Raw genomic sequence first — 23,999 nt, 5'->3', positions numbered from 1 at the left:
GGGTGTCATTGCAATACCTTATTGTGTTTATTTTTGATCTAAGCGAAACATAAAATGCAACAAGACACACAGAACGATGCTGCTTTAGCAATTGGTCAACGACTTGCGGAAATCAGAAACGGCAAAAGCCAAGGCGCCTTTGCGGAAGAACTAGGCATTCACAAAAATTCGCTTGGTCACTACGAACGCGGAAACAGAGTTCCCGACGCAGCGGTATTGTTGAAGCTTGTAGAAATGGGATTCAGTGCTAACTGGGTTTTAACCGGCGAGGGAACCAAAGACGCCAAAGGATCTGGGGAAGCTTTAACCCAAGACATCGAAAAACTCAGAAAGCTAGATGAGGAATTTGCGCTGATACCTGGTTACAACGTGCAGGTTGCAGCTGGTCACGGCTCCCTCGCAGAGGACGAATCACCAACTAGGGAATTGGCGTTTAGACGAAAGTGGCTCCGATACCGGGGACTTCATGAGCAGGACCTAGCGCTGGTATTTGCCAAGGGTGACTCAATGGAGCCCACGATTTCAGATAATGAAACTGTAATGGTGAATACCAGTGAAAAAAAGCTTCGCGATGGACATATTTATGTCATTCGGAACGGAGACCACTTGCTCGTTAAGAGAATTCAAACGTTGTGGAATGACGGCGTACAGTTACTTAGTGACAACAAAGAATATCCACCGCAAGAAATTTCAAGTTCTAATCTAGAAAATCTTGAAGTAATTGGGAAAGTGGTTTGGGTAGGTAAGGATTTATAAAATGAAAAATAAACCGAACACAAAAACGAGCAGCCAAAAAAACATATTAGAGAATTTTAGATTAAATGTTCAGATATTATCTTTTTTGGGACTTGGAATTGTTCTAATACTTCTTGGAAGTAACGCCCCGGAAATACATAACTTTATTGTAAATGATCTTGGAATAAACAAAAATTCTAGTCTTTCAGAGCTAATAGAAAGCTATCTGGGGGAGGCTAAATGGGTAGGATGGACCATATTACTCAGCTCCATTATTGTTTATTTTATAGCTGCAAGCATAGAGAAATTTTTCCATACAAAAATTTCACCAATCGTCACAACACATGTAGACAGGCTTTCTGAAGAATTAAATGAAGTCGGCACCAATACACGAAGACTGCTCAGCGCCAAACTATTAGACAACTTAATATCAGCGTCTCCAAGAGATGAGATAAGGTCAAAACTGAAACTTATCCATGAAAGAGCATATGGTCCGCATTGCGCACATGAGCTAGGTTTATATTCAGCAGTCTCAGAAAAGCTTTCACCATTCCTTGAGCCAGAGACACCTCATCGCTCAGACTATCATCAAACCGTTACGGTAATGGAGAATGGGAAGGACAGCATTATTTGGCACGAAGTGTGCAGCTATAAGATACACACCATTTGCCTAGAACCCGGCTATGAAAATAACGAAGAAGAAGATAGCTCGACGCCTGAACCAAAGTGCATTAAACACAACGTTAAGTTTTCTTCGATTGTTAAGGTTGCAGAGCTATCATTCGATGGAGACAACCCAAAGTATCAACTCTCAATTTCAGTCGACCACGAAGAAGTTTTTAATTCTTTAAAGCACCTATACCTAGACGGAAAAACCGTTAAATTAAAAGCTGAAGCTGATGGAATATCAGTTACTCACAAAGGAAGCACTCTTGAAATAAGGCTCAACAAGGAACATACAATCGACAAACCATGGACAGACATTGAGATAAAGGAAACGTCGACCATTTACGATGATTATTTTATAAGTAGCAGAAATGAACCTACATGTGGCGCAAAAATAACAATGAATCTTCCGGATAATTGGAGTTTTGAGCTGATTAGATTTGGGCACTCGGAAGACTGGACTATCCACCAACACCCTACTAACACCTTATCTGCTTGGACAACAAAATGGCTGATGCCAGGAATAACTTTCTTCTGTAAATGGCAACGCCCCGAGGGACAGCAACTTGAATTGGTCGATGAAGGAAGCGCCGAGGCCGAGACTCAAGGTTGAAAAATTAAACTCAGGCAATAAAAAAGGGAGGCAAAGCCTCCCTTTTTCTACATAAGACACCGATCAGTTGTCAGTCACCTTATCTAGAGTGCATTTGTTATCTGTAACTTTTAACAACGCAAACTTATTGTCGGTAACTTTCATAACAATCTCCACGTTTTAGTGTCTATCGAGTGCATCCGTTCTTTCTTCAAACAATAGAACTCGTAACTATGAAAGTCAACGAATTGCACTCAATTTTTAGACCATAGCACCAAAATGTAAGCTTCTATGACTACGAAACTGGGCCAATCATTGTACAGAAACCTCAAAATGTACTCAACCTAAAACCCCACTTTTCCAATCACCGGACTCAACCGGAGAGCAATCAACCAAAACAGTAAAGTATAACTCACTGTTTTAACAGGGTTAATAACCGAAACTTCCTCTAAATAGTACGTACTACCCTGAAAAGCAGATCACAAAAAGAGCACTTCACCTCCCGGATAGATGCAGACTCTATCTAAGTTGCTGTACGCCGGAGCGATAGGGCGCCCAACTTGATAGCTTGCTAGGCAAGCAAGCAAGCAAGCAAATACCATACAAGTCTTTGAAGAGTTTAAAACTATAGCAAGAGAAACGCCCAATCCAGTCGTAAATGCTCTCACCTTCCGATCCGCGATTTCAATCCGGCTCGATTCGTTCCGCTTGGCCTGTTTGTTCTAGGGTCGCGGGTGATTTTATGGACTCTACCAAGAGTGGTTGCCGGATTCGGGTTTTGAGTAAGTCCTGGAATGGGTCTGTGTTGGTCAGGCTTGGGTCCAGCCACATGTCGAAGTCTTCACTGTTGAGCATGAGCGGTATGCTTTTCGGGTGGATGTGGCTGAACCTGGGGTGTGGTGGCAGGGTGATGATGGTGAACGACGGTACCACTTCTTCCTGGTAGTCCCACAGCTCATACAGGCCGGCAAAAGCGATGGCGCTTTCGGCCGGGTGGATGTTGTAGCACTGCTTGTGGCCTTTCTCACCTGTCCATTCATGGAAGCCGCTGGCCGGTATGATGGCCCGCTGGCTGTGAAAGCGTTTTTTCCAGAGTGGGCTGGTGCCCAGGCTGCCCGATCGGGCGTTGAAGGTGCTGTACTTTGGCGAGGGGCGGTAGCCGGTGCCGTCTGGTTTGCGTTCTATGAGCAGTGACCAGATGGCGTCCTGCAGGGTGCGGCCCTGGTGGGTTTCGTAGACGATCTGGGCTTTGGCTCCGGGGGCGATGTTAACGCGGGGCTCTATCCGGAGCGGGATGCCGAGTTCATCCAGGAGGCCCTGGACTAAGGGGTCGTCGGATACGTTGAATCGGCCGCACATGAAAACCTCCGTATCAGGTTATCACTTCCGCAAGCACTCCCAAGCCCGCTTACTGGAGACCTCTCGCCTTTCTGCTCTCCAACGGTTGCCCTGGGAGTTAGAGTAACCTCCGGCACGCAAGCGGTTATCAATCCATTCAATACGATCCTTGTAGCGCTTGCAAACGGCGGCCTTGCGCTTTTGATCCTGCTTCTTCTGAGCATTCGCCCTGGCGCGACTGGACGAAGATGAACTACGCCGCTCCCCTTGGCCAAGACGCTCTATCGCCCTCTGAGCGCCAACATTACTCCCCATTGGAACAATCGTCATACCAGGAGGGATGACTCGCTTGGCACGCTCATCTGACCTTGAGTCCGAGTAATGAGTCACCCCATTTTCGTCCACCCACTTGTACATGGCTTGAGCCTGGGCAGTTAAAGGGGCTGTGCTTAGAAGGTACAACAAGCAAATAAAGCTTCTGCGAAGAAACATCATCCACTCCTTTGAATGTTACCTAGCAAGCTTAACGAATCTGTCGCTAAAGTGGTAACAAAAGCAGCTGCTCAAAAGTGTCCACAAAGTGTCAACGCAACTGTGTTTTTGAGTGGTTATTTGTGGAATGCCGTTTTTGTAAGCGGCTGTTTTATGGAGCATTGTGGTTTTCTGTGGGCGTGAAAATAGGTGCGGCATCGGGTTCAATTCCCGCCGTCTCCACCACCTTGCAAGAGAAAAGCCCCTGATTTCAGGGGCTTTTTTCGTTTCTGGATTCCTGTTTTTTCGATTGTTGCCAACATTTTGCCAACATAGGGCCATGTTTGATGGCATCCTTTAAGTGATCCGGTGCCAAATGCGCATAGCGCATAGTCATATTGATGGTTGAATGACCCAGGATCTTTTGTAACGTCAGAATATCCCCACCGTTCATTACAAAGTGACTAGCAAAGGTATGCCTAAGAACATGGGCAGCCTGCCCCTTGGGCAACTGAATACCTGACTTAACCAAAGCACGGCGAAATGCAGAAAGGGAAAAACTGAACTGACCATACTCCTTTAAATGCACCTGGATCTCCGCGAACAGTTCCGAGCTAACCGGCACGCTCCTGGACTTACCGCTTTTCGTGTTCACAAAGGTCAACTTGCCTTTCTGAACGTGTCGGGGCAGCAAATTCTCAGCCTCGCCCCAACGGGCTCCAGTAGCAAGGCAGATTCTTGTCAACAAATGGACGTGCGGGTTCTGACTGAACCCCTCAATTGTTTCCAACAGCAGGCCGATCTGCTCTGTGGTTAACCAAGATAGCTCGATCTCATCCAGCCGGATCATCTGGATATTCCGGAGCGGGTTATCAAAGTCAGTTTCACCCAGTCGTTGCAGCTCGTTATAGACAGCGTTCAGGTAACCAAGGTGGTTGTTCAACGTCTTCTCACTTGTACCTTCCTGGAGCTTATAAGACCGATAAGCCAAGAATTCAGATGGGCGGAGATTACGGGCTACCGGATTTCCTAACCAGGCAGCCATTGAATCCAGGCATCGCTTACGCCGCTCGCCATCTTTCAGGTGAACACCTTTGGCATTGAACCAGAGCCGCACCAACTCTATCAGTCGCCGGTTGTCTTTCTTGGATGGGTTCCAGTCTTTGGTTTTCTCTTTCTGGCCCAGAATATATGCCTCAAAGCGCCTTGCTTCGATCTTGCTAGCGAACCGTTTTCGAATACGACGAGAACCACGTCCATCGAGGAGTACGTCTACCTGCCATCGTCCCGATGGTAGCTTTTTGATCATGCCGCCACCTTCGTTAACAGTCGTCGTTTCGTGAGTCCGTCCTGGACGAGCTGGAACAGCTCGTTTTCGTAGATCTCCCGTCGTCGGTAGTAATTACACAAGTCCTCCCAGAGTCCGGATTTCTTGAGGCAATCCCAAGCCTGTCGGGCGTTGAATCGGTTGCGTGCATAGATGCTCAGGAGATTGCCGAACGCGAGAGATACGTTCTTTTCGTTGCCGCAACCGGGTTCCTTTTTTGCGCGTTTGTACATGAGATCCGGGGCTGTGTAGCCAAAGCCGATATCGTCCCGCAGTTTCGTCCAGATGGGGTGCACCCACTCGCGTTTGACTTCGTAGCGGTTGGATTTCAGAGCGTATTGCCACAGGCCAGTCAGGTGCGGTACCGCATCCATGTAGGTGTAAATCGGTTTCATGCCACTGGTGCCCTGGGAGATCTCGTTGACGATCCGGTGATGAAAGCGGATTTCCAAACGCCAGACGGGCTTTTCAGGGTCATAACAGGTATCCGGGAAGGTATGTTCATTCACTGCGCATTCCCAGATGGATTCCATGAAGGCGCGCTTGTCGCTGACGTCAATTTCTTTGGACTTGTCGTACAGGCAGACCTGCAGGCTGTTGGCTTTTCCGAAAGTGTAGGTCTCACCCCGTCCGTTGATGGTACTGCCATCCAGACCTTTGAAGATGAGGTCACTCAGGCCGTTGTGGACGCTGATGGTTTTGGCGCGGGTGACGAAGTGTTGCGCAAAGTCCTGGGGCGGTTCCCAGCCCTGAAAATCCACCGCGAGGTGTAGCGCAATGCCAACGGGTTTGATGCCTTTGAGGAAGAACATGCCCCACTCTGCCAGTTCGTCATGTATCTGCTGGCTGGAACGCTCATAAAGCCATCTGGGGGAGGTTTCGATTTTGAGGTGGGTGCCGGGGTTCTCTGCATCGGCATAGAAGCTCTGCAGGAGGATGGTTAGCCCATATTCCCGGTTCTGCAGGATGTATTTGAAGCCACCGCGTCTACCGGACTGGACTTTGAACTCTACCCCTTTGACCGTGATAGTAGCGTCATAGCTTTCATTATAGGCTTCGACGATCTGGGCCAGCGGTTCCGGTTTCAGACGTCCCTCGAACAGTTGGCGCACGGTGTCCACGCCAGTCCAGAGGACATCCACGCCTTGTAAATTGATTTGTTGACCCTCAGGCCCGATGAACAGGTCCCCTTTGCCTGTTTCACCAGTTGTAATGTCGAGTCTCTCAAAATCTTTGATTTTCATCTGTGGCTCACTGTGGGTCTGTGTGTTCCAAAATCGACTTCCGTCGTTTTCTATGAGACGTGTTACAGGGACGTCTCTCGCCTGCCGGCGGCGTGTGGCTGGGGCAAGCCTTCCACCCACACGCCACCGCCGGCCCTCCGCTGGTCATGGGGCTTAAAACTTCAATGCCTGGGTTTCTGCACGGATCTGGAGGGCTTGCAGGGTGCGTTCGTGCGCACTGCTGGACTGCGTGTTTTCCGCGCCCTGGTTGTTACCTGCCCGAGCAACTTGGCTCGGTTCCCGGGTCGGGTCCCAATACCCGTTAGCCACTATCTGGCGGCACTGATCCTCTGGAACGTCCAGGGGCGTGGCTTGCTGGGTATAGCACCGGCATTGGCGGGTTTTCTCGCGTAGGAGGCACTGTGGCCTAGGGAAGTCGCGCACTTCATACACGTCATCATAGGCCGGTGCAGAGTGCGGGATGCCTTTGACCCTGGGTGACCACCGTTCCAGGTACTGTTCCCGTGTGATGGGCCCCTCTGCCTGGCGTTTCGGGGCCGGGCTGAACGTGGTGACCGCTTTCTGTATCGGGCTTTCTTCTGAGGGCTTCTGGGAGGCGCTGCCGAATCCGGTTATGGCGGTATAAAACAGGGTGCCGGTCACGAGGACCATTCCGAGCAGTCCCCAGACGAGCCAGGGGATTTTGCGTTTATGGGTGTGTACTTCGGCGCTCTTGTAGAGGCCATAAAGTTTCTTGTTAAAGCGTTTCCGGGTTTTCGTCGCGGCTTTCTGAGCAAAGTAGTCGTTGGGGTCGTCCGCGCATTCCTGGAAGGTGAAGCGAGTGGCAGACTGGAGACCGAATTGACGCTTGAAGTGGAAGTGCTGGCCAACGAGGCGCCTCACTTTAGTGTCGATCAGTTTGGGGTGCTGGGTGATCAGTACGAGGTCGATGCCCAAGTGCCGGTGGGTGTTCAGCTGCCGGATATGCTCGGGCACTTTGCTGCCGAATTTCTCTGGTGGGAACAGGTCCTGGCATTCGTCCAGGATGATGACGGACCCATGGGGCAAGTCATACCAGGCTTTCGCCTGTTCCAGGTCGAGGGTTTGCCAACCAAGGGCTTTGCCGGGTTCAAGCAACGTGATGTTGTAGACGTAGACCGCCCGTTCCTGGAAGGCGGGATCATTCAACACCAGGTCGATGGCGTTGAGCGTTTTGGAGGCTCCGGGGGTGCCGGTGATAAGAGTTATCATGGGCAAAGCTCCAGCGTGTCCAGATATGTGACGGTGTCAATCATGCCCTGGGCGTAGGCCAGCTCGGCAACAACCCAGCACAGCAGGACGGTGGGGGCGACGTCGGTCACCAGCCACCACGCGATGTTTTCAAGTCGGTGTCGAAGTTTCATGGTCACGCCTCGAAGGGTCCGGGTTTTTTCCAGACGGGTTTGCGCAGTCGATCCCCGGTTCCGGCGTTCTTCAGGACCAGCGCCGCTGCAAAGGCTGCAAACAAGATTTTGATACCCTGAGGAAATCCGGCGATGGCGAGAATCTGATACAGCTCGGTACCGAGGTTGTTGAAGCGGTCAAAGATGAACTGTTCCGCTTGCTCAACGCCCAGGGAGAGGCCTACATAGGTCACAAACCCGAGGCCGATGGCTCTCATAAGCTTGCTGACCACCCAGGGGATGGCAGATACGATGATGGCCCAGATAAACTGAATCAGTGGCATGGGTTCTCCTTATGCGGTCAGTGTGCGAGCGATGGCCATGCCACCGATGAAGGTGAACAGAAACAGAACCAGGGGGTTGAGTTCTTCGGCCAATTCACAGAAGGGGTCGTATTGCAGCTGGTAGGTGCCGAGACTTAACCGGAGTTCACGGGGCTGTGGGCACTGGCCCTGGGCGGGATTGGATACGTTGGTCCAGTCACCGAGTTTTTCCGCCACGTTGATTTCGCCAAGGTCATCGGTCAGGTCGAGGCTTTCATCCCCCAGATTCCCCACACCCTGGGTGTTCTGGTTGAGGAAGCCTTCGGCTTTTTCGCTGGCCTCGTGGATCAGGCACCGGTTTTCCCAGACTTCACGGACAATGCCGCACTGGATGGCGTCGCCGCTGCAGGTAGGAGGGCTTTCACAGGCGTTGGAGCCGTACTCGCCCTGGTCTTCTTCGCCGTCGCCATCCCCGGTACCACCTCCACCACCGCCGCCATTTCCATCACCGTCACCAGACCCATCACCGCCCGATCCGTCCCCATTACCGCTTCCAGATCCATCGCCTTCACCTTCGCCACCACCACCGCTTTCGGATTGGTTACCACCCTGTCCATCAGGGCCTTTGGTGCCCGCATCTAATCCATCCGTCGGGGTGCTGGATGGAACACAAACGTTAGTGCCATTAACTTGCCCATAGGTGGTGCCGGTGGGGCAGCTGCCGCCGTCCTGTTTATCCATGTCCAGGCAGTTGCCCTTGCTATCTTTGACATCGCACTGTTCTGGGGGATTTTCGTAGTCAGCAGGATCTTCAGACGTCCAGGGTTGGCCAAGCCCTGTGCACTCCTGAGCGTCATACATGGACGTTTGACCATCCAATTTTGAGAAGTTAATGCCACAGGTGTAAGCACAGCTGTTCACGTTGTAGACGCCAGCACCACCACCCACCGCACCGCCGGAACTCATGATTGAACCGCCGGGTATGGTGTCTGTTTTACAATCGGGCGGGATTCCGCAAACCATCTGGCCGCTAAGTGGATCTTCATAAAGCGTATTTGGAGGCTCACACTCTGGCGGTGGGTCGTAATTCCAAGCTGCACCAGTCTGTTCCACGCCCAAATTGTTACGGATAACCTCAACAATAGCGGGCTGTCCATTGGAGAGTTGATCCACGCAGGAAAAGGTATAACTAGGGTGCGACTGTTTAGGGGCAATGTAGTTTTGACATGCGGTGAGAGCTTCTGATTTAGTTCGGGCGCTGGCCTCAAAAGAGACCAAGCAGAGAAAAAGAAGAAAGGTTCGTTGCAGAGTGAATCGCATAGAGCCACCAATAAAAAAGGGCCGCATAAAACGCCTACCCAGTCGCCACCCACAAACAAGCAATAAGAGCCAACAAGGCCAGGTAATACGGATCATTGAAGAACACACCGGTTTTCTCCCTGTCATGATCAAAAAAGGCGGGCCGTGGCCCGCCCTTCTGGGTGTGGTTGCCCGCTTCGGATTAACCGAAGAAGGTGGCCTTTACCCATTTAATGCCCACTGCGATAACGGCCAGGCCGATCAGGGCACCGCCTACCAGGGTGATATCAGCACCCACGGCGTCCATATCGGTCTGAAAATCCGTGGGCAGGATCGACGCCTGTGCGGTGAGGGTTGCGCCAGTCGCCACGATGGCTGTTCCCACTTTGGCGGCGGTGCGGCCAAAACGGCTACGGGCCATTGCCCAGGCTTTGCCGTCCGGTTCTTTCTGCATGTCGATGATGCGGGACATGGTGGTTTCCTCTCTGGATTGAGTTCAGGTATTAAACATGCGGCGGATGAGGCGAACCCCAAACGCCACCACAAACCACATCACGAAGGTCCCAGACAGGTCGCTGAACTCCTCACGTGACATGGTGAACGCCTCCCGGTATTGGGTGGCGAACTCGGCGACCTGGACGACTTGCCATGAGCCACTGCACTGGGGGGTGCCGCCGCTTTGGCTGATCAATCCGTCGCAGGTCAGAATTTCCATCGTTAATGAGCCCTCAAGCTGATGTTCCCAGCGCATGGCACCGGTATGTGGAGCTTTTGGGCTTTCACCTGGTTGGCCTTCCTCTCCTTCCTGGAAGGCAGTTCGGCGTAACAGGCTTTGCAGGGCTGCTGGAGCACGCCACGGCTGCTGTAAAAGAACTCGCTGTCTTCCGGCCAGTAATCACCGCATTTGCTGCAGCGCCGTTCTTTTCCCAGTTCGGTGTGGATGGTCTTGGCAGCCATGCTTTTTACTCCTCAACAACCTGAGCCGGGCAGCCGTGCTGTTCCAGGTATTTGACGACGTCCTCCTCAAGGTCGTGAGTGATGTAGAGCGCTCCCAAAAGGAAGCTCAACACCATGAACAGGGCGATAAGAACGGACCGGTCAAACACGGAATACACGGTGCCCTACTCCTTTACGCGGTCGGTTTCTTGGTTTGGTCCTGGGGTTTCAGTTCCAGGGCTTTGAACGTGATCTTGCCGCCCTGGCCGGCTTTCATCTGGGCTTTCACGGTGAACATGGCTGGCAGGCGGTCGGCGTGGTTGCGCAGTTGGTCGATGTGCTTGTAGTCGCAGGCGATTTTCATCACTTCGTTGCCTACGCGGTTTTCGTCGTCGGCTTCTGCAGGGGCATAGGCCCACAAGGAGCCCCCTTTGTTGCCGTCGATGTCGTAGCGGGTAGCGCCGATAACCATCAGGTGAAGGTAGTTTTCCATGGTTTCTGTCCTCTTGGTTTCGTTTGGGTGTTGCTGTTTTTTCGGTTGTGTTGTCCGGCTGGGCCGGGGGTTTAATTCAGTCGTTTCTAGCGTTGAGGATCAGGACAACGAGAAGTCCTATCCCGACGCCAATCAGGTATTCAGTCATGGGTTGCGACCCCTTCGGGGCGGGCTCTACTCGCAAAGCTCCTGGCCACTAAGGTGGCCACCCTTACGGGTAACGATCCCTCTCGCCTGCCGCGCTCCGCTTGCCTCCTGTGCTCATGACTCGGAATCAAGGGGCGGCCGTCCTCCCCCGGCACCCTCACCACTCTTTCGGCGCACTGTGGGTCACTCAGTGACCGCCACAAGGCCAGGGGGCCACGGGCCCTGGCGCTGCGCGCCAGCCTTGCAGCGCTCACTGAGCGCCCCCCTTTTTGTGCGCGAGTGGTGACGATGACGGGGGCGGACTCGATGGCTCTTCAAGGGGGGCTTGAGGCCCAAAATTCGGGCACCCGGCCTCTAACCAACTGCGTAGGACGTTGCCTCCCAAGGTCCACAGGTCGGTGCCTCGGTGGATGGCTTCCTGTTGTAGTTGCAGGTAGATGGAGGACGGGGCGCTGACGTAGAAACGGCGCTCTTTGTCTTCCACCTGGTCTTTTCTCGGCGGTATGTAGCTCATCAAAGGGTCTCCGTGACGTTGGGTAAGTCCAGTTGGCCGCAGTCCCACGCGTCCCTCAGTTGGATGAGGCGGTCAAACGCCGGGCTGTGGTAGCCGCTGGCTTCCAGCTCCTGAATCAGAGCGTCGGTAAAGCCTGCTTTGCAGCGGGCTATGTAGTCGCACGGGTAGTCGGTGCGTACTTCCTGCAGGTGGCTCAACCTCTGCAGGAGGGTGGATAAAAGGCCTTCCAGGGTCGCTGGGGTGAGTGCAGAGGACGGGCGCGGGCCCTGGAAGGCAAAACTGGCTGCTTTGGTGGTCGGTGACAGGGTCATGCCGTGCCCTGGCTTCTGATATCGGGTCTTGATCATTGGATGCTGGCCTCCATCCGGACGGTGTGCATGAACGGGCTGATGGCGCGGGTCTGTGCGTAGGTGACGAAGGCGGATTCGGCCAGCTTGGCGTAGGCACAGAGCACGTTATCCAGCTGTTCAAAGGCGGCCGTCATGCCCTGGATCTTGATCAGGCAGTCGAAAGCGGTTTCCCGGTCGCCGTTGTCCAGCAGCTGCACGGCCACGTTAAACAGGGTGCGGACCTGGTGCTTTTTGAGTTCGCGAATAGAGGACGTCATGCGGCAGCCCTCAGTGCGTTGCAGGCCTGACCAACCGCCCAGGTGTTGAAGTCGCGGGTGTCTTCTTGCAGCAGGAATTCACTCCAGACATTGCTCAGGCGGATGCCGTACCAAAACAGGTCGGAGTCAATGCTCCGATAACGACGGGTCATCTCGGAAACCTGGCTGGCGCGGTCGATGGCCAATTCATAGTCGCCAACGCTCCAGGCGTCGCAGGCTTGCTGAAAGCGCTGACGCAGGTGGGTTTGCTTCTGGTTGTGAACGGCTGGTGTCATTGCCAGTCCTCCTGCTCCAGTGCGCGCTGCGACAGGGCGGCGATGTTCACCATCCGCACGCGGCCAATCTTGAGTGACGGCAGGTGGCCCTTTTCGATCTGGCCCCTTACCTGCCCTTCCGTGAGCCCGGTGAGCTGGGCGTAACGCTCCTGGCTCATCACCGGTGTGGCTATCAGAATGATCTGTTTTTGCTCGTCCACTGTTTTGCACTCTGCTACACTGATTTACACACAAAACGACACCGAAACAGAACACTTTCGTGTGTCAACGAGACCAATATAACACTTTAGGGTGTCATTGCAATACCTTATTGTGTTTATTTTTGATCTAAGCGAAACATAAAATGCAACAAGACACACAGAACGATGCTGCTTTAGCAATTGGTCAACGACTTGCGGAAATCAGAAACGGCAAAAGCCAAGGCGCCTTTGCGGAAGAACTAGGCATTCACAAAAATTCGCTTGGTCACTACGAACGCGGAAACAGAGTTCCCGACGCAGCGGTATTGTTGAAGCTTGTAGAAATGGGATTCAGTGCTAACTGGGTTTTAACCGGCGAGGGAACCAAAGACGCCAAAGGATCTGGGGAAGCTTTAACCCAAGACATCGAAAAACTCAGAAAGCTAGATGAGGAATTTGCGCTGATACCTGGTTACAACGTGCAGGTTGCAGCTGGTCACGGCTCCCTCGCAGAGGACGAATCACCAACTAGGGAATTGGCGTTTAGACGAAAGTGGCTCCGATACCGGGGACTTCATGAGCAGGACCTAGCGCTGGTATTTGCCAAGGGTGACTCAATGGAGCCCACGATTTCAGATAATGAAACTGTAATGGTGAATACCAGTGAAAAAAAGCTTCGCGATGGACATATTTATGTCATTCGGAACGGAGACCACTTGCTCGTTAAGAGAATTCAAACGTTGTGGAATGACGGCGTACAGTTACTTAGTGACAACAAAGAATATCCACCGCAAGAAATTTCAAGTTCTAATCTAGAAAATCTTGAAGTAATTGGGAAAGTGGTTTGGGTAGGTAAGGATTTATAAAATGAAAAATAAACCGAACACAAAAACGAGCAGCCAAAAAAACATATTAGAGAATTTTAGATTAAATGTTCAGATATTATCTTTTTTGGGACTTGGAATTGTTCTAATACTTCTTGGAAGTAACGCCCCGGAAATACATAACTTTATTGTAAATGATCTTGGAATAAACAAAAATTCTAGTCTTTCAGAGCTAATAGAAAGCTATCTGGGGGAGGCTAAATGGGTAGGATGGACCATATTACTCAGCTCCATTATTGTTTATTTTATAGCTGCAAGCATAGAGAAATTTTTCCATACAAAAATTTCACCAATCGTCACAACACATGTAGACAGGCTTTCTGAAGAATTAAATGAAGTCGGCACCAATACACGAAGACTGCTCAGCGCCAAACTATTAGACAACTTAATATCAGCGTCTCCAAGAGATGAGATAAGGTCAAAACTGAAACTTATCCATGAAAGAGCATATGGTCCGCATTGCGCACATGAGCTAGGTTTATATTCAGCAGTCTCAGAAAAGCTTTCACCATTCCTTGAGCCAGAGACACCTCATCGCTCAGACTATCATCAAACCGTTACGGTAATGGAGAATGGGAAGGACAGCATTATTTGGCACGAAGTGTGCAGCTATAAGATACACACCATTTGCCTAGAACCCGGCTATGAAAATAACGAAGAAGAAGATAGCTCGACGCCTGAACCAAAGTGCATTAAACACAACGTTAAGTTTTCTTCGATTGTTAAGGTTGCAGAGCTATCATTCGATGGAGACAACCCAAAGTATCAACTCTCAATTTCAGTCGACCACGAAGAAGTTTTTAATTCTTTAAAGCACCTATACCTAGACGGAAAAACCGTTAAATTAAAAGCTGAAGCTGATGGAATATCAGTTACTCACAAAGGAAGCACTCTTGAAATAAGGCTCAACAAGGAACATACAATCGACAAACCATGGACAGACATTGAGATAAAGGAAACGTCGACCATTTACGATGATTATTTTATAAGTAGCAGAAATGAACCTACATGTGGCGCAAAAATAACAATGAATCTTCCGGATAATTGGAGTTTTGAGCTGATTAGATTTGGGCACTCGGAAGACTGGACTATCCACCAACACCCTACTAACACCTTATCTGCTTGGACAACAAAATGGCTGATGCCAGGAATAACTTTCTTCTGTAAATGGCAACGCCCCGAGGGACAGCAACTTGAATTGGTCGATGAAGGAAGCGCCGAGGCCGAGACTCAAGGTTGAAAAATTAAACTCAGGCAATAAAAAAGGGAGGCAAAGCCTCCCTTTTTCTACATAAGACACCGATCAGTTGTCAGTCACCTTATCTAGAGTGCATTTGTTATCTGTAACTTTTAACAACGCAAACTTATTGTCGGTAACTTTCATAACAATCTCCACGTTTTAGTGTCTATCGAGTGCATCCGTTCTTTCTTCAAACAATAGAACTCGTAACTATGAAAGTCAACGAATTGCACTCAATTTTTAGACCATAGCACCAAAATGTAAGCTTCTATGACTACGAAACTGGGCCAATCATTGTACAGAAACCTCAAAATGTACTCAACCTAAAACCCCACTTTTCCAATCACCGGACTCAACCGGAGAGCAATCAACCAAAACAGTAAAGTATAACTCACTGTTTTAACAGGGTTAATAACCGAAACTTCCTCTAAATAGTACGTACTACCCTGAAAAGCAGATCACAAAAAGAGCACTTCACCTCCCGGATAGATGCAGACTCTATCTAAGTTGCTGTACGCCGGAGCGATAGGGCGCCCAACTTGATAGCTTGCTAGGCAAGCAAGCAAGCAAGCAAATACCATACAAGTCTTTGAAGAGTTTAAAACTATAGCAAGAGAAACGCCCAATCCAGTCGTAAATGCTCTCACCTTCCGATCCGCGATTTCAATCCGGCTCGATTCGTTCCGCTTGGCCTGTTTGTTCTAGGGTCGCGGGTGATTTTATGGACTCTACCAAGAGTGGTTGCCGGATTCGGGTTTTGAGTAAGTCCTGGAATGGGTCTGTGTTGGTCAGGCTTGGGTCCAGCCACATGTCGAAGTCTTCACTGTTGAGCATGAGCGGTATGCTTTTCGGGTGGATGTGGCTGAACCTGGGGTGTGGTGGCAGGGTGATGATGGTGAACGACGGTACCACTTCTTCCTGGTAGTCCCACAGCTCATACAGGCCGGCAAAAGCGATGGCGCTTTCGGCCGGGTGGATGTTGTAGCACTGCTTGTGGCCTTTCTCACCTGTCCATTCATGGAAGCCGCTGGCCGGTATGATGGCCCGCTGGCTGTGAAAGCGTTTTTTCCAGAGTGGGCTGGTGCCCAGGCTGCCCGATCGGGCGTTGAAGGTGCTGTACTTTGGCGAGGGGCGGTAGCCGGTGCCGTCTGGTTTGCGTTCTATGAGCAGTGACCAGATGGCGTCCTGCAGGGTGCGGCCCTGGTGGGTTTCGTAGACGATCTGGGCTTTGGCTCCGGGGGCGATGTTAACGCGGGGCTCTATCCGGAGCGGGATGCCGAGTTCATCCAGGAGGCCCTGGACTAAGGGGTCGTCGGATACGTTGAATCGGCCGCACATGAAAACCTCCGTATCAGGTTATCACTTCCGCAAGCACTCCCAAGCCCGCTTACTGGAGACCTCTCGCCTTTCTGCTCTCCAACGGTTGCCCTGGGAGTTAGAGTAACCTCCGGCACGCAAGCGGTTATCAATCCATTCAATACGATCCTTGTAGCGCTTGCAAACGGCGGCCTTGCGCTTTTGATCCTGCTTCTTCTGAGCATTCGCCCTGGCGCGACTGGACGAAGATGAACTACGCCGCTCCCCTTGGCCAAGACGCTCTATCGCCCTCTGAGCGCCAACATTACTCCCCATTGGAACAATCGTCATACCAGGAGGGATGACTCGCTTGGCACGCTCATCTGACCTTGAGTCCGAGTAATGAGTCACCCCATTTTCGTCCACCCACTTGTACATGGCTTGAGCCTGGGCAGTTAAAGGGGCTGTGCTTAGAAGGTACAACAAGCAAATAAAGCTTCTGCGAAGAAACATCATCCACTCCTTTGAATGTTACCTAGCAAGCTTAACGAATCTGTCGCTAAAGTGGTAACAAAAGCAGCTGCTCAAAAGTGTCCACAAAGTGTCAACGCAACTGTGTTTTTGAGTGGTTATTTGTGGAATGCCGTTTTTGTAAGCGGCTGTTTTATGGAGCATTGTGGTTTTCTGTGGGCGTGAAAATAGGTGCGGCATCGGGTTCAATTCCCGCCGTCTCCACCACCTTGCAAGAGAAAAGCCCCTGATTTCAGGGGCTTTTTTCGTTTCTAATTTTGAAAAAATTGCTAACGTGTCGACCAAGTGTCAACGCAACTATTTAACCGCCTTGCCGGAATCCTCAGAAGAACTCGCAGACAGCAGCCTTTTTAGTTGCTGAGTATTTTCCCAAGTCATGACGCAGAGTAAAGAGAAGGCTGAAAAAAATAGTGACTGCAGTGCGAGCCCAAATCCTACTGATATCCAAAACGGATCAGCCTGCTTTTCAGCAGAGTAAGGGCCTTCAACAAAGCCAAGCTTCGCTATAACAACAATTCCAGCCACCAGACCCAAAAAACCGAAAATGTAGGCGATGAACTTAACAAAACCTGGAATAGTGCTCTTTGCGGGATCTTTTGTTGCTGCATCGGAGGAATCGCCGTAGCCTTTTTTAATATGTCCTTCTCCCGCTCCAGCCGATTACAGCGGGCTTCCAGCTCTTGGATACGGCGTTGCTCCGGGGTTAGGGCCTTGCCCTTCAGGGTGATCCCTTCGCGCTCATCCGTTAGCTGCTGAACCCATCGCCGGAGGACGCTTTCCCCCACTCCCAGGGACGTACTCGCTTGGGCAATGGTGTAATCTTGATCCAGCACCAGGCTGGCTGCTTCCTGCTTGAATTAAGGGGTAAAGGAACGTCGCTTTCTGGTCATCAGACACCTCGTTGATGGTGGCAATATTACCACCTACGTTGGTGTCCAGAATCATTGAACCACTACACTTGCCCACGGTTCTGACATTATTTTTTCAGAACGAGGAAACGCTGGGTGGGTAATCAAACTAAATGTAGGACGACCTACATCACTCTTGAATTCCTCGGCAAAGCTCAGCACATTTCTACCGCCTTGAAAGCCAGCCAAATAGCCAACCAGCCTTTCGTGCAAGCTCAGCTTGAGTACGTTTATTTCATCGACTTGGGCTTCGCTCATGATTCATCCCCCAGTAAACCCTGCCATGGATCATCTGAAAGACTTTTCTTTGCATCTTCTTTTGCGGTTTTTTTCGCCTGGGACACATGCGCTTTGCCTGGCTCGGAACTCTCCTGTTCAAGCAGCGCCATAACAGCGCCAAGCTTTTCCTTTGGTATGAGCATTAGTTCGCTATTCAGGCCCTTCGCGATCAACTCCAAGGTGTCGAGCCTAGGGTTTCCTTTGGACTCCAGGCGCTGATATTGCTGACGAGATACGCCTACACGCAACATCATGTCGCTCTGTTTGAGGCCGAGTGTCAGTCGCCGCTGCTTTATTTGGTGGAGTATCGAATTCATCATAGTAAACACATATGTTGCTTTTACGGCCAATAGCAACACATTAGTTGCTCGAGACTCAAAAGGCAACTTATTCGTTGCTTTTACATGGTTCACCACACCAGAAGTAGAAAAAGCAACGCAAGTGTTGCTTTTGGGTTGTTTGCGGGAGGCCATGAACGCTTGTAGCAGGAAGGGTTGCAAGCTATTTAGGGCATTTGCAGGCAAGGGTTTGGCTCAGGTGAAAGCGCCGGGTTAATGGACCAATTCAGTTCCCGTTTTGGGAGTTGAATCCGCGTCCTCCAGCACCACCACCTTGCAAGAGACTTTTCTTTGCGTCTTTTCCGCTCCCTTGATCTCCACACCCGCGGCACCATAACAACAGTACGCAACACTCCCAATCCGTGGAAAAGGAAGTCCAACGATGAACCAGCCAGACGATCCGGAGAGCCTGACTGAACTGATTAGCCGCATTCGGGCAACAACGAGGGATCAGGACCGGGTATCCGTTGGCGACCTGATGGCGGCGGTCGGAGAGCGCTCTTTTGGCCCTTTGGTGCTCCTTGCAGGCTTGATCACCGTGGCACCGTTAATCGGAGACATTCCGGGGGTGCCCACAATTCTTGGGCTTCTGGTGTTGCTCACACTGGGCCAATTGCTGTGCCAGCGGAGGTCCATCTGGATTCCTCGTCGGATGGCGGAACGAGGCGTGGCCAAAGAAAAGTTGCTCACAGGCCTTCGTTGGGCCGACAAGCCTGCCGCATGGATCGACCGCTGGACGAAGCGGCGCTTTTCCTGGCTGGTAACCGGCCTTGGTCAGTATTTGATGGCCCTGGTTTGTATGGCGGTTGCGGCAGCCATGCCGTTGATGGAGCTGATCCCCTTCAGTGCCAACGGAGGCGGGCTATCCCTGATGGCGTTCGGGCTCGCAATCGTGGCCCGGGATGGTTTGCTGGCTCTTCTGGCCGTGGCAGCCACCTGCGGAACCGGTTGGGTGGTACTGACGAATCTCCCATGGTGAGCCAGCGACACCCAAACCTGTCACCAAATGATACAAAGCGGATAACGATTGGCGCACTGCAAAACTGCTACTATTGCAACAACACCTTTGGTCGCGGGAACCCACCCGCACCGCGCCTTTGGCGCTCCGTTCAATACCCCAGCCTCTTAATGGAGCCTGGTTCCGTTGCAGGGATCGTTCTATGTCCAGCAAAGCAAAACAGTCCCAGAAACTCTTGCTGTTCCGACTGTTCGGCTCTCGGTTATTTGGCATTGGCACCCTGAAGATCCGGGAGATTCTCCCGTTTCAGCGCCTGACAAAGCTTCCGCACAGCCATCATGCGGTGATTGGGACAGCCACTTTTCGTGGAGCTGCGGTGCCGGTCATCGATATGTCTGCGGCGGTGGGCTATCCGGCGCTAACGCGGGAAGAGCAGGAGAAGGCTTCCATTATCGTTACCGACATCCAGCGACAGGAAATCGGTTTTCTGGTACGCGGTGTTCAGCAAATCATCGAAACAGACTGGAAAAGCGTTATGCCCCCGCCCAAGGCGCTGGGCAGCAACGCGTTTATTACCGGTCTGCTGGACGTAGAGGGCGATATTATCCAGTTGCTGGATGTTGAGCTGCTGCTAGCCCGAGTCTACCCGGAATCCCTCGAAACCGAAGAGGTCACACTCTCGGATGTACAGAGTGAAACCCTCCGCTCGCTCAACATTCTGCTGGTCGACGACTCCAGGGTTGCCCGCAAGCAACTGTGCGATGTTCTGGACAGCAAAGGCATCGGATACCAAGTGACTGAGAGCGGAGACCAGGCCTTGCAGATGCTAATGCAGGAACACGAACAGGGTCACCCCATCGACATTCTGGTCAGCGACATTGAAATGCCGGGGCTGGATGGCTATGAACTGGCGTTCAACCTACGGGACAACGCCCAAGTGAAACAACCTTACATCATCCTGCACACCTCACTGAACAGCGAGATGAGCCTCAGCTACGCCAACCAGGTCGGGGCCAATGAGGCCCTGACCAAGTTTGATGCCGAGGAACTTTTGCAGGCGATGCTTCGTGGTGCCAAACAGGCGAAATAAGCTGCGCCACCCCGCTCGCTCCCCGGCTTACTGAGCCGGCAGCTCGAATTTGTCCGGGTCGTTGAACAAATGCGCCCCTGCATCCAGCCATTCAGCAATCAGACGCAGCTCGGCCTGAGTGAGCATGCCCTTGTGGCTTTGCCGGATCTCAGCAGTTTCTGCGGTCTCGACCTCGTATTCGTCGTCATCCGGATCGCTATCAAACAGGCTGAAAAACCTCGCGCTGGCGATGGCGCCACGGGCGCTCATCAGCCGCCGGGAAAAACACACCCCCGGGTCTGGCAAGACCGTCATGTCACCCTGAATCCCTTCCGGGCATTCAGCTTCCAGATTCGTCTTGTCTACTTCGACCCACTCACCGGATGCTGTCTCCCGGATGTAGTAGTCGGGCTCAAACAACTCAACGTAGGATTCAAGGCGGCGCCCGTCCCAGGAGGCATTGCCGCTACCCAGAAGCAGGTTGGTGCTGGCTCCGCCGCCACCTACACCATCCGGGCAGGATTTACCCTCAGCGGCCCGGTGACAGTTCTGGCAAGACGTCACTACGTTCCGGTTCGGGTCCACTCGACAGGCATCCCAGATCGGCTGGATGTGTTCCTGGTAATTGATCGTCGCCTTGCAATCCGCCGTCCAGTTAGTGAGACAGCCCGGATCGGTGACCGGCGCCGGCGTGTTCAATCCGTCATAGCGCACTTCAAAGGCGAGTAAGGGATCGGGAGGGTTGCTCCAGAAATCCTCATAAGACACCCGGTCAGCCCAGGTAGCCTGCAGCTCCCGGAGGGAATCCACCAGCGCCTGGGCCATGGTGTCTTTCCACGCCACCGCCCGGATCTTCGGGTTGGCATTCGGGAATGGCATACCATCGCCCGGAGCCCCCGGATTGGCAGACGCCAGCTCAACATCCGTGCGGGCATGCGGAATATCAACTTCCGGGTCATGACAACCGTAACACTTGAGCTTTTCACCCTCTTCCAGCCGCAATGGCTGTGGGTGCTGCATCAGATAGTTATAGTTGTAATCTGGCCGGGCAATCAGGTCCACGCGCTTACCGTACTTGTTCACCACCTCGAAGCTGAAGTTGGTGTCGGCGGGCACCTTCACCAACGCTGAGCCATCCGGCTCAACCATGGCATATGACAACACGTCGTAAAGCGTGCGGTTGCCTGAACCTACCAGAGGCGTCAGCCCCAAGGGCGGCAACGGTCCTTCCGCCGGGTTCAGAATCTCGTTGGTCAGGATGGACTGCTCCAGCTCTGGGGGTATCTGGCGAGTCCCCACTACCCGGATAAACCGTTCCGAGCGGTCATCTGGCCGGGTTTGGCCCGGATCGCGACGTGTCTCGATCCCGCCGTCGTACAGGGCGGCCATATCGGCCCCATCCATGTCGTAGATACTTCGGATTTCGAACAGTGCGGTGTTGTCTTCCAGTTGCAGGTCGTGCCGCTCACCGGTATAGGGCTTAGCCAGTTCGTTGGCATCTGCAATCGCGATGTCGGTATAGAGCGCCCGCTCGTGACCACGAACCACTGGGAGCCGGGTGTTCTGCTGCGGGTCCACCATCCAGATGCCGTACTGCGGATCTCCCAGATCCTGAGTCGTTGCGCTGCCTTCACAGGGCAAGCTGGTATCGCCATCAGAGGTCAGGCACTGGGCCCAGCTGGCCAGTAACCGGCCGCTGCCATCGTTGTAGGGGCCTACCGCGCTGTACCATCCATTAGGAGACACCTGTCTTGGGTAAAAATTAACGAGGCCTGGTGTCATGGATTCTTCTGCCTCGCCGATCACGCTTTCATCTACAGGCTGGTCCACGGCAAAGAACAGTTTGCTGTTGATCTTGACGACATCACCACCGTAGACCGGGTTGTAGATATGGCGCATCGTCGTCAGCAGATTACCGTCATCCAGGGGGATAGGGTCCATGTAATGGATGAACGACGCATCGGAGAACTCTTCGCTCAGGCTTCCGAAGTAGCGATGCACATTTCCGCCCGCCGGAGTAATCCGGTACAGACTCAGCACATCTTCCACAAACACCCGCTCGTCTTCCGTCTCACCGGCCAGAGACGCACCGCACTTATCGTCTTCGGTCCAGTCTTTTGGATCTTCAAGCCCGGGAGGGAATCCATTGCCGTTGCCCTGCCCATAACCGCCCCCGTGGGGGTGCTGGTTAAAGTTGGGGTCGTCGATGTTGTCCAGGGTACAATCCGTCAACGTCTCATAGAGTCGTCCGAAGCGGATAAAAACCACGTGGCCGTCGTTCATGGTGCTCGGCTCTATGTCGTGGAACTCACCGAAGGTAATCTGCACCAGTTCGCTGCCATCCGGTTTAACGGAATGCAGCAGAGAGGCCGGCTCCTTGAAGTCTTCCAGATACTCCCTCAGGTCCAGAGTCTGCCAGTCACCCCGGGAGTGCTGACGACTGGAGGAAAAGACAATACGCCCCTCGTTGGTGTAGGTGGGGTTGGTGTCGTGCCCCGAATTCGCCACCAGATCGTCTTTGAAAATCCGGCGTACCTTACCCGTTGCAAAGGTGTATTCAAAAATATTCCAGGTAAAGTTTGTCTGGCTGCCAGCAGGGCCATGTGCCGCAAACACCATGCGTTCACCATCCGGAGACACATCCAGGTCCTTGACGTCGTAGGCGCCGCCGAAATAGCCGGCCAACGCGTGGTGCTCGCCGGAGTTCAGGGCTATCCGGTCGCGCACCATCAGCCGGGCTCCGGGCTCAAACGCGTAGGGCGCGCGCGGGTCCAGAGGTGGCCGGATGTTGATCGTCGCGGTTTCCCCCATCTCCGGGTAGTCCCGGACCACATAGGCAAATGGCCGGTCAGACAGGATCTCCTCCTGCCCATCGCTGATCTTGCCTTCAAAACATCCGGTCAGCCCCGTCATACTGAGGCCAACCAAAGCTATGAGGCGCATTCCGCTGCGTAATCTGATCATGATGTGTTTCTCCTACCCGAACACCTGATGTGCCAGGCCCGTCAACACGAGCCCGGCACCATCATCAACCAGGCATGAAATCGAACTTGTAATTCACCGGGGTGGCGGCCACGTCTTCCGGACCAAACGAGATCATCTGGATACGCGCCAGCAGTTTCAGTTCCAGGCGCTGATCCCCGAGCTGGCTGTCCACCAGATTAATGCTGGAAATACTGCCGTCCGGTTCGATCACGATGTGGAAAACAAACTTGCCCTGCAGGCCGGGATCGCTACGCAACGCCCGGTTGTAGAGCGCGTAGATGGCCCCCTTGTGCTGCTCAAAAGTACGGCGAATAGACTCCATGTCCCGACCACCCGCCACCGTCGAGCGGTGTGAGCCGCCGCTGCCACTGGCACCGCTGCCACCACCGCCAGAGCCACTGCCAATCGGGCTTTCAACCGCGGTTGAGCCCTTGCCTGCCAGTTGCGTGCCCGAGCCGGTATCGTTCATCACCGAGCTGTTCACACCACCACTGGTTTTCGTGGCAGAGGTTGCCCCCAGTACCGACCGGGCCGCTTTCGCCGCAGCCCCGGTTTTCACGTTGGTGTTCTGAGCCTGTAGCTTGGCCACATCCAGCGAGCTGCGCAGAGACGACAACTCCTTGGAAAAGGCTGCAACCCCCATCGTGGACACCTTGTCTCTTGCCTTCTTCACTTCTTTGGCCGGGGCTGGCTCCGGGACGGCTTTTTTCACCTCGGTGGGCTCCGTTTTCTGCTCCTGTTTCACCGGCTCAGGCGGCGGTGGTGGCGGAGGCACCACCTTGCGCTGCTCAATCAGAACCTTCGCAAGCGTAGGCGGAATCCGTTCTTTTTCTTCCCGCTCAATCTCCGGCAAAGGCAGCCATGGAAAAACGACCGCCAGAAGCATCAGCAGCAGTAACAGTCGCTTAAGGATGCGTTTGAAGCGGCCGTCTTCCTCGCGACTGGCGTCCCAGGGCAGAGCAAAATCAACGGGTGTTGTGGTTATCGCAGTCATCAAACCCTCC

30 protein-coding genes and 1 pseudogene are annotated in these 23,999 nt (G+C 52.7%); 6 read left to right on the top strand and 25 right to left on the bottom strand.

All coding sequences use genetic code 11. The features are described 5' to 3' along the window. The first annotated feature begins 54 nt into the window (after nucleotides 1–54). Both K325_RS0113870 and K325_RS0113865 read left to right on the top strand, forming a co-directional pair. A complete protein-coding gene (locus K325_RS0113870; RefSeq protein WP_029654858.1) occupies nucleotides 55–756 on the top strand; it encodes an XRE family transcriptional regulator in 702 nt (233 codons plus the stop codon). Between the two features lies 1 nt (nucleotide 757). Next, nucleotides 758–2,014 carry a hypothetical protein gene (locus K325_RS0113865; protein WP_029654857.1) on the top strand — a complete coding sequence of 419 codons (1,257 nt, stop codon included), beginning with the start codon at nucleotides 758–760 and terminating at the stop codon, nucleotides 2,012–2,014. Between the two features lie 663 nt (nucleotides 2,015–2,677). On the opposite strand, the gene K325_RS0113860 is transcribed toward K325_RS0113865, so the two are convergent. The 18 genes from K325_RS0113860 to K325_RS0113775 all read right to left on the bottom strand — a co-directional run bounded on the left by K325_RS0113860 (nucleotide 2,678) and on the right by K325_RS0113775 (nucleotide 12,528). Continuing rightward, on the bottom strand, nucleotides 2,678–3,352 hold the full coding sequence (locus tag K325_RS0113860; RefSeq protein ID WP_029654856.1) for an SOS response-associated peptidase: 675 nt from the start codon (nucleotides 3,350–3,352) through the stop codon (nucleotides 2,678–2,680). 21 nt (nucleotides 3,353–3,373) lie between these two features. Then, nucleotides 3,374–3,823, bottom strand: a complete 450-nt coding sequence (locus K325_RS18925; protein WP_029654855.1) for a DUF4124 domain-containing protein — start codon at nucleotides 3,821–3,823, stop codon at nucleotides 3,374–3,376. 250 nt (nucleotides 3,824–4,073) lie between these two features. Continuing rightward, complete coding sequence (locus K325_RS0113850; RefSeq protein ID WP_051146655.1) at nucleotides 4,074–5,111, bottom strand: phage integrase; 1,038 nt, start codon at nucleotides 5,109–5,111, stop codon at nucleotides 4,074–4,076. Further along, complete coding sequence (locus K325_RS0113845; protein ID WP_029654869.1) at nucleotides 5,108–6,373, bottom strand: hypothetical protein; 1,266 nt, start codon at nucleotides 6,371–6,373, stop codon at nucleotides 5,108–5,110. The genes K325_RS0113850 and K325_RS0113845 overlap by 4 nt, the downstream gene beginning before the upstream one ends. Before the next feature lie 153 nt (nucleotides 6,374–6,526). After that, entirely contained in the window at nucleotides 6,527–7,603 is a 1,077-nt protein-coding gene (locus K325_RS0113840; RefSeq protein WP_051146654.1) for a zonular occludens toxin domain-containing protein, read from the bottom strand. Further along, entirely contained in the window at nucleotides 7,600–7,755 is a 156-nt protein-coding gene (locus tag K325_RS18595) for a hypothetical protein (RefSeq protein WP_156836602.1), read from the bottom strand. Before K325_RS18595 ends, K325_RS0113840 begins: the two co-directional genes overlap by 4 nt. A gap of 2 nt (nucleotides 7,756–7,757) precedes the next feature. Next, nucleotides 7,758–8,078: a DUF2523 family protein gene (locus tag K325_RS0113830; RefSeq protein ID WP_029654867.1), complete on the bottom strand. Its 321-nt coding sequence runs from the start codon at nucleotides 8,076–8,078 to the stop codon at nucleotides 7,758–7,760. A gap of 9 nt (nucleotides 8,079–8,087) precedes the next feature. Further along, nucleotides 8,088–9,023 carry a virulence factor TspB C-terminal domain-related protein gene (locus K325_RS18590; protein WP_029654866.1) on the bottom strand — a complete coding sequence of 312 codons (936 nt, stop codon included), beginning with the start codon at nucleotides 9,021–9,023 and terminating at the stop codon, nucleotides 8,088–8,090. A gap of 535 nt (nucleotides 9,024–9,558) precedes the next feature. Next, nucleotides 9,559–9,828, bottom strand: a complete 270-nt coding sequence (locus tag K325_RS18080) for a major capsid protein (protein ID WP_036193566.1) — start codon at nucleotides 9,826–9,828, stop codon at nucleotides 9,559–9,561. A gap of 24 nt (nucleotides 9,829–9,852) precedes the next feature. Beyond that, complete coding sequence (locus K325_RS0113815) at nucleotides 9,853–10,071, bottom strand: hypothetical protein (protein ID WP_029654865.1); 219 nt, start codon at nucleotides 10,069–10,071, stop codon at nucleotides 9,853–9,855. Nucleotides 10,072–10,073: 2 nt separating this feature from the next. Continuing rightward, on the bottom strand, nucleotides 10,074–10,313 hold the full coding sequence (locus tag K325_RS18075) for a hypothetical protein (protein WP_036193564.1): 240 nt from the start codon (nucleotides 10,311–10,313) through the stop codon (nucleotides 10,074–10,076). 5 nt (nucleotides 10,314–10,318) lie between these two features. Continuing rightward, nucleotides 10,319–10,471 carry a hypothetical protein gene (locus K325_RS18585; protein ID WP_156836601.1) on the bottom strand — a complete coding sequence of 51 codons (153 nt, stop codon included), beginning with the start codon at nucleotides 10,469–10,471 and terminating at the stop codon, nucleotides 10,319–10,321. Between the two features lie 14 nt (nucleotides 10,472–10,485). After that, nucleotides 10,486–10,785 carry a hypothetical protein gene (locus tag K325_RS0113800; RefSeq protein WP_029654864.1) on the bottom strand — a complete coding sequence of 100 codons (300 nt, stop codon included), beginning with the start codon at nucleotides 10,783–10,785 and terminating at the stop codon, nucleotides 10,486–10,488. 397 nt (nucleotides 10,786–11,182) lie between these two features. Next, nucleotides 11,183–11,446, bottom strand: a complete 264-nt coding sequence (locus K325_RS0113795) for a hypothetical protein (RefSeq protein ID WP_029654863.1) — start codon at nucleotides 11,444–11,446, stop codon at nucleotides 11,183–11,185. Further along, nucleotides 11,446–11,793, bottom strand: coding sequence for a hypothetical protein (locus K325_RS0113790; RefSeq protein WP_029654862.1), 348 nt, complete (start codon nucleotides 11,791–11,793; stop codon nucleotides 11,446–11,448). Before K325_RS0113790 ends, K325_RS0113795 begins: the two co-directional genes overlap by 1 nt. After that, nucleotides 11,790–12,053: a hypothetical protein gene (locus tag K325_RS0113785; protein ID WP_029654861.1), complete on the bottom strand. Its 264-nt coding sequence runs from the start codon at nucleotides 12,051–12,053 to the stop codon at nucleotides 11,790–11,792. Before K325_RS0113785 ends, K325_RS0113790 begins: the two co-directional genes overlap by 4 nt. After that, a complete protein-coding gene (locus K325_RS0113780) occupies nucleotides 12,050–12,328 on the bottom strand; it encodes a hypothetical protein (RefSeq protein ID WP_029654860.1) in 279 nt (92 codons plus the stop codon). Before K325_RS0113780 ends, K325_RS0113785 begins: the two co-directional genes overlap by 4 nt. After that, nucleotides 12,325–12,528 carry a hypothetical protein gene (locus tag K325_RS0113775; RefSeq protein WP_029654859.1) on the bottom strand — a complete coding sequence of 68 codons (204 nt, stop codon included), beginning with the start codon at nucleotides 12,526–12,528 and terminating at the stop codon, nucleotides 12,325–12,327. Before K325_RS0113775 ends, K325_RS0113780 begins: the two co-directional genes overlap by 4 nt. 143 nt (nucleotides 12,529–12,671) lie before the next feature. Between K325_RS0113775 and K325_RS0113770 the strand changes: the two genes are divergently transcribed. Both K325_RS0113770 and K325_RS0113765 read left to right on the top strand, forming a co-directional pair. Then, the gene (locus K325_RS0113770) at nucleotides 12,672–13,373 is read left to right on the top strand and encodes an XRE family transcriptional regulator (RefSeq protein ID WP_029654858.1); all 702 of its coding nucleotides are present in this window, start codon (nucleotides 12,672–12,674) and stop codon (nucleotides 13,371–13,373) included. A gap of 1 nt (nucleotide 13,374) precedes the next feature. Beyond that, entirely contained in the window at nucleotides 13,375–14,631 is a 1,257-nt protein-coding gene (locus K325_RS0113765) for a hypothetical protein (RefSeq protein WP_029654857.1), read from the top strand. Between the two features lie 663 nt (nucleotides 14,632–15,294). Here K325_RS0113765 and K325_RS0113760 read toward each other — a convergent pair. The 5 genes and pseudogenes from K325_RS0113760 to K325_RS18805 form a co-directional block, all read right to left on the bottom strand. Next, nucleotides 15,295–15,969: an SOS response-associated peptidase gene (locus K325_RS0113760; protein ID WP_029654856.1), complete on the bottom strand. Its 675-nt coding sequence runs from the start codon at nucleotides 15,967–15,969 to the stop codon at nucleotides 15,295–15,297. Nucleotides 15,970–15,990: 21 nt separating this feature from the next. Further along, nucleotides 15,991–16,440 carry a DUF4124 domain-containing protein gene (locus tag K325_RS18920; RefSeq protein ID WP_029654855.1) on the bottom strand — a complete coding sequence of 150 codons (450 nt, stop codon included), beginning with the start codon at nucleotides 16,438–16,440 and terminating at the stop codon, nucleotides 15,991–15,993. 644 nt (nucleotides 16,441–17,084) lie between these two features. After that, nucleotides 17,085–17,348, bottom strand: a pseudogene (locus K325_RS18070) (transposase); the annotation flags it as partial. Between the two features lie 51 nt (nucleotides 17,349–17,399). After that, nucleotides 17,400–17,624, bottom strand: a complete 225-nt coding sequence (locus K325_RS0113745; RefSeq protein WP_029654854.1) for a hypothetical protein — start codon at nucleotides 17,622–17,624, stop codon at nucleotides 17,400–17,402. Continuing rightward, on the bottom strand, nucleotides 17,621–18,169 hold the full coding sequence (locus K325_RS18805) for a helix-turn-helix transcriptional regulator (protein WP_228128455.1): 549 nt from the start codon (nucleotides 18,167–18,169) through the stop codon (nucleotides 17,621–17,623). The genes K325_RS0113745 and K325_RS18805 overlap by 4 nt, the downstream gene beginning before the upstream one ends. 196 nt (nucleotides 18,170–18,365) lie before the next feature. Between K325_RS18805 and K325_RS0113735 the strand changes: the two genes are divergently transcribed. Next, a complete protein-coding gene (locus K325_RS0113735; protein ID WP_029654852.1) occupies nucleotides 18,366–18,962 on the top strand; it encodes an exopolysaccharide biosynthesis protein in 597 nt (198 codons plus the stop codon). Nucleotides 18,963–19,143: 181 nt separating this feature from the next. Beyond that, nucleotides 19,144–20,031, top strand: a complete 888-nt coding sequence (locus K325_RS0113730; protein ID WP_029654851.1) for a chemotaxis protein — start codon at nucleotides 19,144–19,146, stop codon at nucleotides 20,029–20,031. A 27-nt stretch (nucleotides 20,032–20,058) separates the two neighbouring features. On the opposite strand, the gene K325_RS0113725 is transcribed toward K325_RS0113730, so the two are convergent. Both K325_RS0113725 and K325_RS18280 read right to left on the bottom strand, forming a co-directional pair. Beyond that, the gene (locus K325_RS0113725) at nucleotides 20,059–22,974 is read right to left on the bottom strand and encodes a PD40 domain-containing protein (RefSeq protein WP_156836600.1); all 2,916 of its coding nucleotides are present in this window, start codon (nucleotides 22,972–22,974) and stop codon (nucleotides 20,059–20,061) included. Between the two features lie 64 nt (nucleotides 22,975–23,038). Further along, nucleotides 23,039–23,989 (bottom strand): AgmX/PglI C-terminal domain-containing protein, encoded by a 951-nt coding sequence (locus K325_RS18280; protein WP_029654849.1) that lies wholly within the window; start codon nucleotides 23,987–23,989, stop codon nucleotides 23,039–23,041. Between the last annotated feature and the right edge of the window lie 10 nt (nucleotides 23,990–23,999).

This window comes from Marinobacter daepoensis DSM 16072 (genome assembly GCF_000421165.1).
GTDB classification, from domain to species: domain Bacteria; phylum Pseudomonadota; class Gammaproteobacteria; order Pseudomonadales; family Oleiphilaceae; genus Marinobacter; species Marinobacter daepoensis.
Note: the sequence above shows the minus strand (reverse complement) of the source record. Positions and strands in the feature narration are given on the sequence as shown.